Here is a 13,768-nt window from a genome sequence, read left to right on the forward strand (position 1 = left end):
TAATAAATTGAATGGGTGTCTCCTGATTTTCCGGTAACAAACTACGTGTCAATAAATATGGCTTCACTCTATGGTGGTTTGAAATGTCCATATCTTCCTCCTAATTAAAAAGTCTAACATAATATAAATATGAACCCACCATTCCAATTAGTCATTATGATTCAAAACTTTTATGATGGCCACAACACTTCTTTTGTTTTTCATGATTGGAGAATAAACATAAGAAAGAGTACGCATAAAAGGTTTGTTCTCTAAGCGGATTATAGATAAGTCTCCATGTTTTAGTTCCCGCTCTATAACACTATAGGAGAGTAGAGATATTCCCATCCCTTGAATAACACTTTCCTTTATTCCTTGATTACTGCTTATAGTGAGAAATGATTTTACCTTTAATCCATTGGTCCTGATAAAGTGCTTCAAATATTCACGTGTACCAGAACCTTCCTCTCTTGTTACCCATGTACGATTCTGAAGGTCGGCCATTGTGATGTTTCCCTTCAATTTTAAATGATTACTATTAGGATAAATAATAACTAGTTCATCCTGCATAAAGGAATGAATGGATAGTTCCTTATCATTTGTTTGACCTTCTATTAATCCAATGTCTACTTGAAAAAGGCGAACATATTCAACAATTTCTTCTGTGTTTCCAATCACAACTTTAAGTTCAAGTTTTGGAAAGTTTCTTTGAAGTTCAGAAAGATAGGAGGGAAGTATATACTCGCCAATTGTAAAACTTGCCCCTATGATTAATTCTCCTTGTATAGAATTATGATGTTCTAAAATATCCTCTCTTGTCTGTTCATAAATAGAGATCATTTGCTTAGCGCGATTGTACAAGATATTTCCGGTAGGTGTGATTTGCACATGTTTAGGAGAACGTATAAATAATTCAGTTTGAAATTCCCTTTCCAAATTTTTGATATGTAAACTAACACTTGGCTGTGAAATATGAAGGTGTTCGGAAGCCTTTGTGAAATTTTTTACTTCTGCAAGAGTTACAAATGTTTTTAAAGCATCATAGTACATACTAATTCCCACCTTATTATTAAAAAAGTTAATAGTTATAATAATTTATATATATTTTACTAATGATGGTACTTTTAATAAAGTATAGATATACAGAAAACATAAGGGAGGGGACATAAATGGAAAAAGCAATCTTGGAAAATTCCAAACAGCGAGTGAATAAGGCTTTTGTAAAGGGGATAGGTGTAACATTATTCATAGCATTAGTGGCAAAATACTTATCTACATTTCCACTCTTGTCTATTATGGGACAGTTAGTCATTGCCATTATCATAGGAATGATTTGGAGAGCCATACTTGGTCTTCGGGAAAATATTCAGCCCGGCGTATCCTTTTCAAGTAAAAAACTTTTAAGACTAGGTATTATTCTTTTAGGAATGAGATTAAATTTATCCGATATTTATCATGCTGGAACAAGCGTATTTATCATTGCAGTAATTAATATTTTATTTGCTCTTATAGTAGTTTATGGATTGACTCGATTGTTTGGAGTAGAGAAAAAATTAGGTATCCTTACCGCCTGTGGTACAGCGATATGTGGGGCTGCAGCAGTTGTAGCAATTGCCCCTCAAATTAAGGCTGAAGAGGAAGAAACGGCTGTGGGGGCTGCCACTGTTGCTGTTCTGGGAACGATATTCACGTTAATTTATACGGTTTTATATCCTGTATTAAATTTATCTGAAACCGGATTTGGTGTATTTGCAGGTGGAACACTACATGAAATAGCACATGTTATTGCTGCAGGTGCGGTTGGTGGGATTACTGCAGTTGATATAGCAGTTATTGTCAAACTAACACGTGTTGCATTATTAGTCCCTGTAGCGTTAATTATTGGAATTATTTCACAAAGTAATGGAGTGGAAAGTCGTAAGAAAAAAATCTCTTTAACTATTGTTCCTTGGTTTATCTTAGGGTTCATTGCAATGAGTGGTTTTAATACATTAGGTATCGTTTCTGAGAACATGGCTAACTATATTGTAAATATTGCATATTTATTAATTGGAATGGCAATGGCCGGACTTGGTTTAGGTGTTGAAATTAGGACCTTTAGAAGATTAGGGATGAACGCATTTGCTGCAGGACTTATTGGTTCAATACTTTTATCAGTTTTGGGCTATTTGTTAGTCATTATATTTCATTTAAGTTAACTAATGGAAACTTATTGAATATTAAATAACTCAAGTAAGGATAGCAAGATGAACCATTACAAATAGTGGTAAAGCAGAGCGTTTAAAATGCTCATAATAAATAATGACTAAAAAGGTTGTGATTACAGTAAATTATGTGTGATTCTGCAATTTTTTGAAAGGAACTTAAGTGCAGTGTCTTCTGGTTTTTAGAAGACATTGCTTTATCTTTAAAAGATGCTATTCAAGTAAAAGAAGGACGCAGAACCGTATCATAAATAGTGGTAAAGCAGAGAGTCGAAGTTGTGCTTGAAAAAGAGTGGTTAAACAAAATTGAAAAAGAATACTGTAGGAAAATACGAAAATAGACTCCTGATAATTTATCGGGAGTCTATTTTATCCTGAATTTGCGTTATAGGAAAAAGCACCCTTCTCTAACGATTAGATGATTTTATTCCACCCATTTTTAGGATAAATACAATGGTCAAAGGGATAACACTCATATTCTTTAAAAAGTATACGTAGGCATTATATGCTGCAGAGTAATCATTTGAATTGAGATCCAACATACCCATGAGGGGAAATATAGATACGTTGACGATGAAGTAAATAAGGAAATTACCTAACCCATAAACAAATAGGAAAAACACAATAATTTGTGCTGCAAAGACATATGGCCAGTTTTTTTTCATCCGGTGAGAATATTTTCTTACAATGTTTTTCCAAAAATCTCTTTTCAAAAGTTTTCTTGCACTAACTTTTGAAAGAATACTAATCATCATAAGCAACAAGACAACCCTTGTGAATTCAACAATAATCTCCAACCCCAAAGGTGCTTGAGGGTTCCACATTTGATATGCCCGGATTAAAGATGGTATGAGCGAGGTCACTATTAAGGACAAATGACCGTAAAAAAATAGTATAGATAATAAAAATGTTTTAAGTCCAAATTTCCCAAAATTCCAAAATTCAGTATTTCTCATATTATTATCTCCTCTATTATAAGATAATCTTAAAAATAATTAACAGATAAATAACGCTTATTGGAATGAGGAATAAATTTTTGAAACCGAGTACTAATGCTAGTTGAAAAGATTTAATTGAATAACGTTCAATATTGAACCTTTTCATAATTTTACTAATATTATTCTTGCTAAATAAAATAAATATGAGAAAGTTATATAAGCCGAAAACTATTAAAAATCCAAGAAGGTCCCAAATGATTTGAGGGTAATTAATCTCCAGAAAGCCTTGGGTAATAGACTGCCAGATTATATTGAAATTAAAAATAATGTTTCTGCCAATGAGTATAAAAAAAACGTATTGTAGAAGTCTCAAACCTTCAACGCAAAGTTCTGTAATTAGATAAGACAATTTACTAAATTTCTCTTTTAAGAGAACTTGTGAAACTCTTCCAACCGTTGTTATTATTCCTAAGCCGATAAACATAAAACTTGAGAAGTAGAATTGATAAGACGAAATTAAAGTAAGAAAACTGTCTATTATGAACATGATTACTTTCTCCTTTTTTTGATATACTAATATAAATTAACTCATTAAATAAGTATCTATAAAATAAAGTATCTCTAAAATCGAGATAATTAAATAATAATAGGAGGTAGTAAATATGTCAACAGAAAATGAAACTAACACGAGGTGTGAAAATAGCCTGATTGGGCAAGAGTTTAGTTTTGCTTTAATTATGTTTCACCAACAAGTAGCAGAAACGTTAGGCTTAAATGTAACAGATTATAAAGTGTTAGGGATTATTACAAATGAGGGAATAACCGCGGGGGATATCGCTAATAAATCAGGACTATCAACGGGAATGGTTACAACGGTGGTGGATCGATTGGAAAAGAAAAACTTTGTTTATAGAGATAAGCATCCCAATGATCGTCGTAAAGTAATTATTAAAAGGAATATTGAAAAAACCAATTCAGAAATGAGTCCAATCTTTCATTCCTTTGGGGTAGAAATGGGCAAATTATTCTCCAGTTACAATGGAAGTGAATTAAAAACGATACTCGATTATCTAAAGAGAAGCATTGATATATTCACAAAGGAGAGGGAAAAGTTAAAAATCAAATAGTTTATTTCTGGATTTGCTTTACCATAAAGTAGGTGGAGAACCGTATCACAAATAGTTGAAGTTGTACTTGATAAAGAGTATCTAGGAAGAATCCAAAAGAAGAATTACCAATTCTGCTTGAATGGTAATTCTTTTTTAAAAATACCTATTTATTCTTTTTATCTCTTTCTTGCATTTTTCTCACGTTATCTGAATGGTAAGGGGAACCATCAACTTCATTGACCACACTAAATGGGTTACCATCCAAGTCAAAGAAATCAAAAAATTTCATTCCGCCAAAATCATCGATTTCGGTAGTAACTATGCCATTTTGTTTAAATTTTTGATGAGCAGTTTCAATATCATCAACGACAAAATTAAAATAGGAATTCCTTTGGTCTCCCTTAATAATAAACTCAGTAGGCTGGGGGGACTCAACCTTTACCAAAGCTAATTGTGTTGAACCATTTGGTAAATAAAAGCCGGCACCATCCCCCCAGCTATCGATTATCTTTACACCAAGAAACTTTACGTACCAATCTGTAGATTTTTCAATGTCTGTAACTGGAATAAATATACTGCCTACCTTAAACATAATCTTCCTCCTTTAAATGAATTTCTCCCTTATAGCGAATATAATAGTGTAAAAGTTACACTTAATAAAAATTTTTAAAAAAAGGTGATAACCATGGTTTTTCAAGATCTAGAGACTGAGATTAAGAAACTTTATATATATTGCCTGAAGTTGTCAGGATCGCCTTGGACAGCTGAAGATCTAGTACAAGAAACATTAGTAAAGGTTTTAAGATTAAAAAAGACAGAGCCGAATAGAGAGTTTAACTTCTCTTTCCTAAGTACTGTGGCTAAAAATCTTTTTATTGACGAAAAAAGAAAAAGTAAAGAAGTGATTCATTTTAAAGAGGATTCTTATGGAGAAATAAATGATTCAATAGAATACTATAGTTTAATTGAAATTTTATTAACCAATTTACCATTGAAACAATCTATGCTCATTACGTTGAAAGATGTATTTGGGTACACTTCTAAAGAAATAGCGTCAATGTTAAGAGTGAGTAATGAATCTATTAAAACAGCACTTCATCGCTCTAGAAAGAAACTTAAATTAAGAAATAGTAATACAGAGATGGGAGTTCTAACCCCTGATTACGAAATTATTATAGCACTCTCAAAAGCAATACGGGAATCTAAGCCCATGCAAATATTTTATTTTTATCGACTACTGGAATCGAGAAATTTTCAGGTGAGAAGAAGTACTGTGCAAGCCATATTCCATGTTGTAGACCCGGATGGAAATATTTTAGAAATTATATCCTAGTAACATACACTCTATTCACACAAACACAACGTGGTTTTATAAGTTTTACCAGAAAATGAACCGTACCATTAGTAATAGATGTATAAAGTAACGTAAAAAATCCCCTTCATTGAAATGAAGGGGTACTTTGTTATTTAATCGCTTTACTCACCTTTAGCTTCTTCCCTTTGACCGTCGCATTCTCCATTGCTTGCAAAACCAGCGAGCCCTTACCATTCAGGATATCTACATAAGACATCTGGTCATGGATGGTAATGATGCCGATATCCTCTGCTTCCACGCCCGGGATTTTCGCAATCGTGCCGACAAAATCAACAGCACGGATTTTCTTCTTTTTACCGCCCGTGAAATGGAGTTTCATGATATCCTGATTGATTCTGGCAGTTTTGTTGTTCCTTACAACACGCCTGCCGCTAAGCTTTTCTTCAAAAGCAGCTTTTCCGGCAGCGACTTCCGGGTAGCTTGGGGCTTCCATTAAAGGTATCTCAAAGCCGATATACTTCTCAATTGCTTTAGTGAATTTAGATTCATAGGGTGTTGAAAACATTATGGTCTTACCTTTGTTACCAGCACGTCCGGTTCTGCCGGTGCGGTGCACATAGCTCTCTTTTTCCATGGGGACATCATAGTTGACGACTAGTGACACATTATCGATATCAATGCCCCTTGCAGCCACATCAGTGGCCACAAGGTAGCGGAAGTTCCCCAATTTGAATCCTTCCATGACCGAGAACCTGTCTTCTTGTTCCAAGCCCCCGTGGAGTCTCTCACAAGGGTATCCAGCCCTATCCAATTCACTGTACACATTATCAACGTGCTCTTTGGTCCTGCAGAATATCAGGCAGCTGTCAGGATTTTCTACAACCGTGATGTCTTTAAGAAGCGAAATCTTTTCTTCTTCCTTCACTTCAATCAATGAATGTTCAATGGTATCAGCCGTTACCCCGGTTGCTTCAATTACAATCTGAAGAGGGTCCTTCATATATTTATGGCACAGATTCTCAACGTCCATAGGGAGGGTAGCAGAGAACACCATCGTTACACGGTTTGAAGGCAATTCATTGATGATTGCTTCCACTTCATCGATGAACCCTCTATTAAGCATCTCGTCGGCTTCATCGATGATAAGGTACTTGATCCGATCTAATTCCAGGGTTCCTCGTTCAATGTGATCCATGACCCGTCCAGGCGTACCAACGACCACATGAGTTTTTTGTTTTAGTTCATCCCTTTGCTTTGAAAAAGGTTCTTTTCCAAAGACAGCCACTGCTTTAATGCGTTTGAACCGTCCGATATTCGTGATATCTTCGCGGACCTGTACCGCAAGCTCCCTGGTAGGGGTAAGAATTAAAGCTTGCGGCTTTTTCTCCTCCCATTCGATCATCTCCGAAACAGGTATCCCAAAGGAAGCGGTCTTTCCGCTTCCAGTTTGTGCTTTGACGATAAGATCTTGATTTTCCAATGCTGCTGGAATGACCTTGCTTTGAACTTCCGTTGGCGTTTTATATTTCAAGACTTCGAGTGCCCTTTGTATTTCTTCACTTACGCGATAATCCGCAAAACTGTTTCTACTCATTTTTTAACCTCTTTTTATGTTTTTTCGTCCTATGAATAGGATTCTCTCCGGGAACCATCATATACATGATCTGAATATGGTTCATTATACTTGAAAACTAGTGGATAAAGGTTATTTATATAAAATTTAGCAGTATGGAAAAGGTATCCTTAATGGCAAGAAGCGGTATTGCATAATACAAGGATGGTGAGGGTAAACCTCAAATAAAAGGGTGAGACGCATGGCTTTTAACTACGATTTGGATTTTGATAATATTGATTTTCGTGAAAATCCTGAACTGTACAGGGTGGGGAGGGGAGAACAAGGCGTTCTTCTGGTCGAGCCTTATAAAAGCGAAATCCTGGAGCATTGGCGGTTTAAGACACCTGAGATTGCGAAGGGGTCATCTGACAAAATATATGGCATGTTTCTTGATTATAAGGAGAAAGATGATTTTGTCGGTATGGATATGGCGAGAAAATTCCTGCAAATGGGGTATACAAGAGCCCGCCGCTATACGAATTATAAAGGCGGGAAGAAATATGACGAGAATGGCAAAGTGAATGAAAGACAGAATGATCCTGAAAAGGCAGAATCAGCGGCCATCTTTATGGAAAAATGGAAGCTTGCACGCGAAGATGAGGATTATCTTAAGCGGAAAAAAGAACACCAAAAAAAATATGGCTGATACTGCATGAATACGGTTCGATGTCTTGTTACGCTTCAGCAATATGAATTAATATATAATCAAACAAAATTTGTTATGTTGGAGTGAAGTTTAGTGAAATGGATAACAGCCAAGAAAAAGAAAACTCTATTCGTATTATTACTGCTGCTTCTTTTCATTGCCGGCCTGCTCGATATTGTCTATGAAGGCTTACTCTTTCAATCATTGCCGAAAAATGCCCAAGCATATTTAAAATAGGTCTGTATTCTTTTTGTATTTTGAAAAGAAAATTGGTTGGTACAGCGTGTTAATTAGGTAGTGGGATCCATGAAAAAGAAAAACCATGTAGTCATAGAGTGTCAATGAGGCGGTGGAATCCAAAAAAAGAAAAACGATGAGGTCACAGGACGTTTATGAGGTCATGGAATCCACGAAAAAAGAAAACGATGAGGTTATAGAACGCAAAAGTGGAACTCGCAAAAAAGAGAAACAATGAGGTCAAAGGGCATATGGTCTATTTGAGGAGGTGGCGCATGGAGATAGCAGCATTTATTCTTATAATCTTAGTCGCTTCAGTGCTTCAGACCAGTACAGGATTTGGATTTTCTATTCTGGCGACACCTTTTCTGCTTTTATTATTTGAACCTGCCGAGGCTGTACAAATCAATTTGATTTTGTCTTTCTTCATTTCAGGAGCCCTCATAATGAAAATCAGACAGGATATAGACTTTGGGATTCTAAGAAGGTTCCTGGTTGGAAGTGCGGCTGGCCTCCCCATTGGTATGATGGTCTTTTTGGTGATTGACATCAGTCATTTAAAAACAGGGGTCAGCGTGCTGGTCATAGCGTTGACAATAATGTTGATGCTGAATTTCCGCGTCCGCCAAAATCAGAAACGGGACATGCTTGTCGGGGGACTTTCGGGTTCCTTCACAACAAGTATTGGCATGCCGGGACCTCCGCTATTATTATATTTTTCTGGAACAGACACACAAAAGGAAACAATAAGAGGTACTACTCTGGCCTTTTATTTGTTTATCTATTTCATCAGTCTAATCATCCAGGTGGTCTTCGCAGGAACCAGTAAAGTCATCTGGATCTCGAGCTTATGGGCACTGCCTTTAGTATTCCTGGGTCTGTACCTGGGGCAGTTATTATTCAAATGGATTAATCAGAATGTTTTTCGCATCTTTACATACATAATATTGTTATTTACCGGTATATTTTTATTATTGGACAGTTGGGGCTTCCTTAATAAGTGATTTCCGTGAAGCCTAGTGGTCTGGGTTTAATAATATTTATATTATATGGCTGTTTTCACATGAATTGTTGCTTTCGGAAAAATCCCAAGAGACGGATTTTTCCCCTGTATTCCAAGGCCTTTCACTCGAAAATGGGTGAGTAGCTCTTTTCTTTTTTGCATACCGGTTTTTTTTCCGTGAATGACCAGGATCTTATTTGAACTTTATAGTTAGTTAATAGCAACAAAGTTTACGAAAAGAGCCTATTAAATAAACCATTTATGTTAAATATTGCTATAATATTTCTTGTAGCAGTGCTTGAATAAAATTTATTTCTATGACTGTAAAGGGGAGCGGTTAATGTCTGAACTAAAGGAAAATCCATTGTTGAAGAATGAGGAAAGAAAGCCGAAAACCAAGGTGGAAAGAAAAGAGGGGGAACCGACTGCTGCGTTCAAGGGGGCAAGCTGGGCAGCATTGGTTGTTGGTGTATCTGCTTACCTTATTGGCCTGTTCAATGCTGGGATGGAATTAAATGAAAAGGGTTATTACTTTGCCGTATTGGTATTCGGATTATATGCAGCGGTATCTCTTCAGAAAGCAGTGAGGGACAAAGAAGAGGAAATCCCTGTTTCAGGCATCTATTACGGCCTGAGCTGGTTTGCGGTGATTGTCGCCATTTCCTTGATGGCAATCGGCCTGTATAATGCCGGTAGTATCATTTTAAGTGAAAAAGGATTTTACGCTATGTCCTTTGTTCTAAGTATATTTGCAGCCATCACCATTCAAAAAAATATCCGCGATACCCAAATGGCTAAAGAAAGAGATTCATAATATGCTATAAAAGATAAACAAAGAGCAGAGAATAGCCATCTCTGCTCTTTCACTTTATGATCAAGCTGCAGTGTCGGCTAGCTTTTCTTTAGCTCCATGCATGAAGTAATAAAGAATGGTGGCTGCCAGGACCATGATTCCCATAATAAGATACAAGGTGCGGTATCCGGTCAATGGAATAAGGAAACCAAGGAAGTAAGGACCGAATCCAAGTCCTGCATCAAGGAAAATATAGTAGGTGGATGTTGCCAATCCCATCCGGTGGGCAGGCGTCAATTTAACCGCTATGGCCTGGGTGATGGATTGCATGTTACCAAATCCTAAGCCAATCAAAACCGCCGACAGCAAGAAGGTGACACTATTGCCGCTGACGCTCAAAAGCAGCAAGCCGCCGCCGAAGAAGGCAAAAGCCGGATACATGACAGAATTTGCCCCTTTCACATCCATAAGGCGTCCTGTGACAGGGCGGGAAATGAAAATCGCTGCGGCATAGACGATAAAGAAGAAGCTCGCAATATCGACAAGGTCTATATCAATGGCGTAAAAATTCAAGAACGAAAGAACACTTGAATATCCCAGTGCCAAAAACATTGTCACTAAAGCGATTGGGACCGCTTTGGGTTCAATGAAGCTAGAAAGTTTCAAGCCTGCCTTTTCCGTTGATTCCGTCTTCACTTCCGGGATTTTCATGAATAGTGCCAGAACCAGGCTTATAATCCCTAAGGCAAGGCAGAAGCCGAAGATTGTTTGATAACTGGCATGCTGGCTCATATACAGTCCGATGAACGGCCCGATTGCGGTGGCCATAGTTATACTCATGCTGTAATAGCCGATTCCTTCCCCTTTGCGTGACTGCGGGATGATTTGAGCCACTATCGTTCCAGTGGCTGTGCTCGCCACACCCAGAGCCGTACCGTGTATGAAACGGATGATAAGCAGGAAGGTGATTCCGGCGTTTATGAAATAAAATCCTGAAGTCAAGGTGAAAAATGCAAGGCCGATAAACAGCATCAGCCTGTTTCCGGTCAGGTTGATCATCCTTCCTATTACAAGCCGGCCGATCAATGTCCCGATAATAAAGATTCCGGTTGCAAGCCCTGCCTCACTTTCAGAGGCAGCGAACAGTTCAACAGCATAAACAGCTATTGTAACCAGTAATAAATAAAATACTAAATATAAGAAAAAATTCACTGCTGAAACTATGATGAAATCTTTCGTCCATAGCTTCGGCTTAGATGTCAGATCCACTTTATCTATCTCCCCATTTAAGTATCTTTTGGCGTATTTCACCCATTAACTCTATTGTTCTTTGCTGGTCTTCTTCAGAAATACCGTTCAAAATGTCCTCTTCAAATTGATCAATCGTTATCCGTACATCCTTATACAGTGCCCAGCCATTCTTCGTCAGGTCTATTCGCTTTTCCCTCTTGTCCTTCCCGGGGATGTGACCGACATATCCCATTTCCTCCAGCCCGTTAATGGTCCTGGTAATCGTCGGTTTCTCGACTCCCTGATATTTAGCCAGCTCTATCAGCGACGCAGACCCGTAGTTGGCAAGGTAGTACAGAATGGTCCACTGGGCTCTGTGAAGCTTGTGCTGCCCCAATTGAATATTCAGCTGATTTTCAAACGGTCGGTACAACATCAGCAATTGATGGAAAAATTGTTGTGAAATATTTATAGTAACCACCTCCAAAAAAATAGCTAGCTAAGATAATAGTTATCATTGGTAACTATATAAGTTTATCAGATTAGCTGGGTATTTTCCAGTCTGATAAATTTAGAACAGGGGAGGTAATAGTACTAATTGTTTCATGTACTCATTTTTTGTATACATGTACACAATAAGTATTCTTTGTGTATACAAAAATGTATACAAGTTTACAAAGTAGTGTGCATACCGTTAGATTAGGATGTGTACAAATCACTAATATTGTATACGTTATTGAATACATGTTTTCTTGTTTGAATACAACTAAGGCCTTATTGACGCTTTCCCCTCCCTGCTTTATCATTTAGTAAGTAGCTGGAATATTTCAAAAATGAAGGGATGATTAGATGACTTTATCCAGAGTTGCAGCAATTGATGTAGGAAATGATTGCGTGAAAGCCTTATTTGGAAAGTTGGATCATGACTTATACATACCGAATGTCATGGCAAGAGATACAGAAGACAGACCAGTAATAGGTATAGAAGAATTAAATGAAAAGGATCCACTGGATGGAATCCATATCAGGGTCCACTCCCCTGCCCTAAAGGAAAATAACAACATTTATCGAGTCGGGAACCTTGCGACAAAAAGCGACAATGCAACCGAATTGGATCCAGGCAGTACAAAATCTGAAGAAGATCAAACCCTTGTTATGCTGTTTGCAGCATTGGCATTAGATGCAGTGCGGGATGAAGTTTCAGAAAGTTCAAACAAAAAAGGCGATGTTATCGATGCAAATTACACCCTTGGGACAGGCTTGCCATTAAGGGAAGTGAAAGAAGGAAAAGATGTGGGCTACCGCGCCCAGCTCCTGGGTTCCGTCCATCAGGTCGAATTCCTTGTAACGCCTAAGTATCAAGGAAAGAAAGTCAATATCAAATTCGATCAGGTTAAGGTATATCCGGAAGGTTTTGCAGCGTATATCAACCTGGTCATGGACAATGATTTAAATATCATCAATAAGGACCTGATTGATAAGAGGATTCTTATCCAGGATATCGGCGGATTATCAACTGATATAGCCGTCATTAAAAATAGAAATGTCGATGATGACAAAGCACAAGGCTTTAACATCGGTATTTCAGAGTATCTTGAAGCAATTCGGGAAGAAATCAGGACAAAGCACGGGATTGAATTGGACAGCCGCCGTGATGTGGTAGACATCATTACGAGGAAAAACGACCGCAATCACATCATGGTAAAGGGAAGCCGGACAAGTGTTCACGATATCACGGACCGGATTCTGCTGGAATTGGCCAAGAAGCAGTACCGCTTCTTACGTAATGTATGGCAAAAGAACTCCCAGACGGAAATCTGCTACTTTGTAGGCGGTGGTTCGGCTGTTCTGAAGGAATATATCAAGACGTTGAATAACAACCTTGATGGATATAATATTGAATTTTTCGAAGATGAAAAAGAAAGCATCTGGATGATGGCAAATGCCTATTACAAGCTGATTTCTGACTTCGTACAAAGCAATGAGAAAAAGAAAAAAGAAAGCGGCGCCAAGAAAGAAACGGTAAGCAATTAAGGGTGATATTATGAATAATTCCGGAGTGACAAGGATCCAAAGAGGACAAGCCATCACTTTCCGGCTGCCTTCGGATACACCTGACCATATCATTAGGCAGCTGCAGGAAATGAAAGAAAAAGAACGCAGGAACTTCTCAAGCAGAATTGCAGAGATGGTATTGGAAGGTGTCAATCATTCTTTATCAAAGGAAAAAGAAATGATCACTATCCCCCTTCCGAAGTCATTGACAAAAGAGCAGCGCAATTGGCTTCGGCACTCCCATTCTGAAGCTTTATTGGGCAGCATTGTTCATCAGTTATTAGCGGATCCTTTAAGGGCGGCTTCCATTTTGGCTACGCTTAACAGCAATTCAATAGATATTGATGAAGCACTTTACCTTCAAGAATATACGGATAATAAGATCAGCAAGCCTGAAGCTGTACAAGAGGAAGCAGCGGAAGACACGAGTGTAATACCCGAAAGAGACCCGGAACCAGAGGAAGACGAAGATGATCTTGCCAGCTTTGACTGGGAGATGGCAAGGCAGGAAGCGGACTCCGAAGAGGAAGAACCCCCTCCTGAAGATAAGGACTCACTACTGGGAGGATTCCTGGCTCATATGAACAAGTGATATAACATACGGTTTAAGAGGAATGCACTGATTTTTGAGGCTGGGACAAAAG

The 13,768-nt window shown here is 37.8% G+C and carries 15 protein-coding genes; 9 read left to right on the forward strand and 6 right to left on the reverse strand.

The genetic code is table 11. The features are described from left to right. Window positions 1-147: 147 nt before the first annotated feature. The gene (locus tag D3H55_RS15100; RefSeq protein WP_119548124.1) at window positions 148-1,029 is read right to left on the reverse strand and encodes a LysR family transcriptional regulator; all 882 of its coding nucleotides are present in this window, start codon (window positions 1,027-1,029) and stop codon (window positions 148-150) included. Between the two features lie 119 nt (window positions 1,030-1,148). On the opposite strand from D3H55_RS15100, the gene D3H55_RS15105 reads away from it, so the two are divergent. Further along, a complete protein-coding gene (locus D3H55_RS15105) occupies window positions 1,149-2,177 on the forward strand; it encodes a YeiH family protein (RefSeq protein ID WP_119548126.1) in 1,029 nt (342 codons plus the stop codon). Window positions 2,178-2,590: 413 nt separating this feature from the next. On the opposite strand, the gene D3H55_RS15110 is transcribed toward D3H55_RS15105, so the two are convergent. After that, window positions 2,591-3,139, reverse strand: a complete 549-nt coding sequence (locus tag D3H55_RS15110; RefSeq protein WP_119548128.1) for a hypothetical protein — start codon at window positions 3,137-3,139, stop codon at window positions 2,591-2,593. 644 nt (window positions 3,140-3,783) lie between these two features. On the opposite strand from D3H55_RS15110, the gene D3H55_RS15120 reads away from it, so the two are divergent. Further along, window positions 3,784-4,248: a MarR family transcriptional regulator gene (locus tag D3H55_RS15120; protein ID WP_240628594.1), complete on the forward strand. Its 465-nt coding sequence runs from the start codon at window positions 3,784-3,786 to the stop codon at window positions 4,246-4,248. Window positions 4,249-4,393: 145 nt separating this feature from the next. On the opposite strand, the gene D3H55_RS15125 is transcribed toward D3H55_RS15120, so the two are convergent. Beyond that, window positions 4,394-4,822: a VOC family protein gene (locus D3H55_RS15125; RefSeq protein WP_119548131.1), complete on the reverse strand. Its 429-nt coding sequence runs from the start codon at window positions 4,820-4,822 to the stop codon at window positions 4,394-4,396. A gap of 93 nt (window positions 4,823-4,915) precedes the next feature. Here D3H55_RS15125 and D3H55_RS15130 point away from each other — a divergent pair, with 93 nt between their 5' ends. Beyond that, the gene (locus tag D3H55_RS15130) at window positions 4,916-5,563 is read left to right on the forward strand and encodes an RNA polymerase sigma factor (protein ID WP_119548133.1); all 648 of its coding nucleotides are present in this window, start codon (window positions 4,916-4,918) and stop codon (window positions 5,561-5,563) included. A 130-nt stretch (window positions 5,564-5,693) separates the two neighbouring features. Here the strand turns inward: D3H55_RS15130 and D3H55_RS15135 are convergent, their stop codons facing one another. Continuing rightward, on the reverse strand, window positions 5,694-7,139 hold the full coding sequence (locus D3H55_RS15135) for a DEAD/DEAH box helicase (RefSeq protein ID WP_119548135.1): 1,446 nt from the start codon (window positions 7,137-7,139) through the stop codon (window positions 5,694-5,696). Between the two features lie 220 nt (window positions 7,140-7,359). On the opposite strand from D3H55_RS15135, the gene D3H55_RS15140 reads away from it, so the two are divergent. The 4 genes from D3H55_RS15140 (at window position 7,360) to yiaA (ending at window position 9,860) form a co-directional block, all read left to right on the forward strand. Further along, window positions 7,360-7,806 carry a DUF4385 domain-containing protein gene (locus tag D3H55_RS15140; RefSeq protein ID WP_119548137.1) on the forward strand — a complete coding sequence of 149 codons (447 nt, stop codon included), beginning with the start codon at window positions 7,360-7,362 and terminating at the stop codon, window positions 7,804-7,806. A gap of 93 nt (window positions 7,807-7,899) precedes the next feature. Continuing rightward, entirely contained in the window at window positions 7,900-8,043 is a 144-nt protein-coding gene (locus D3H55_RS24385) for a hypothetical protein (RefSeq protein WP_168413119.1), read from the forward strand. Between the two features lie 275 nt (window positions 8,044-8,318). Further along, complete coding sequence (locus D3H55_RS15145) at window positions 8,319-9,047, forward strand: sulfite exporter TauE/SafE family protein (RefSeq protein WP_119548139.1); 729 nt, start codon at window positions 8,319-8,321, stop codon at window positions 9,045-9,047. Between the two features lie 339 nt (window positions 9,048-9,386). Further along, window positions 9,387-9,860 (forward strand): inner membrane protein YiaA, encoded by a 474-nt coding sequence (gene yiaA / locus D3H55_RS15150; protein WP_119548141.1) that lies wholly within the window; start codon window positions 9,387-9,389, stop codon window positions 9,858-9,860. Between the two features lie 60 nt (window positions 9,861-9,920). Here yiaA and D3H55_RS15155 read toward each other — a convergent pair whose 3' ends face one another. Continuing rightward, window positions 9,921-11,150 carry an MFS transporter gene (locus D3H55_RS15155; protein ID WP_240628595.1) on the reverse strand — a complete coding sequence of 410 codons (1,230 nt, stop codon included), beginning with the start codon at window positions 11,148-11,150 and terminating at the stop codon, window positions 9,921-9,923. Next, entirely contained in the window at window positions 11,110-11,505 is a 396-nt protein-coding gene (locus tag D3H55_RS15160) for a MarR family winged helix-turn-helix transcriptional regulator (protein WP_119548155.1), read from the reverse strand. The genes D3H55_RS15155 and D3H55_RS15160 overlap by 41 nt, the downstream gene beginning before the upstream one ends. Before the next feature lie 413 nt (window positions 11,506-11,918). On the opposite strand from D3H55_RS15160, the gene D3H55_RS15165 reads away from it, so the two are divergent. Continuing rightward, window positions 11,919-13,103 carry a ParM/StbA family protein gene (locus tag D3H55_RS15165; RefSeq protein WP_119548143.1) on the forward strand — a complete coding sequence of 395 codons (1,185 nt, stop codon included), beginning with the start codon at window positions 11,919-11,921 and terminating at the stop codon, window positions 13,101-13,103. 10 nt (window positions 13,104-13,113) lie between these two features. After that, on the forward strand, window positions 13,114-13,716 hold the full coding sequence (locus tag D3H55_RS15170; RefSeq protein ID WP_119548145.1) for a hypothetical protein: 603 nt from the start codon (window positions 13,114-13,116) through the stop codon (window positions 13,714-13,716). Window positions 13,717-13,768: the final 52 nt, after the last annotated feature.

The organism is Bacillus salacetis, assembly GCF_003581585.1.
GTDB classification, from domain to species: domain Bacteria; phylum Bacillota; class Bacilli; order Bacillales; family Bacillaceae_B; genus Rossellomorea; species Rossellomorea salacetis.